The following is a 262-nucleotide window of genomic DNA, read 5'->3' on the forward strand; positions in this document are numbered from 1 at the left end:
ATCGCCACGCCGCTTTCGGCTTCGCGCAGAAAGCCGATGACCTGCTCGTCAGTAAAACGTTTCTTCACGTCCAATCTCCTCGGGGTAGGGAATTGGACTCCAAACTGAGGCGCTACTCAAAATTGGGTGGACGTCGGGCCGCTTCGGTCTCAGAGCACCCTCCAGAGCACATAGCCTGCAGTGATGAAGATGAGTAGTGCAAATGACTTGTTGAGTGATCCCCGATGTGCGGCTAGCGCCGTCGCTGTACGCGCTCCCGCAA

Annotated in this window: 1 pseudogene; it reads right to left on the reverse strand. The window is 56.9% G+C overall.

Going from position 1 to position 262, the window contains the following annotated elements:
* Positions 1–68 (reverse strand): annotated as a pseudogene (locus tag F7R02_RS27725) (transposase); the annotation flags it as partial.
* Positions 69–262 lie beyond the last annotated feature (194 nt).

Source organism: Xanthomonas cissicola (genome assembly GCF_008801575.1).
GTDB classification, from domain to species: Bacteria; Pseudomonadota; Gammaproteobacteria; order Xanthomonadales; family Xanthomonadaceae; genus Xanthomonas; species Xanthomonas cissicola.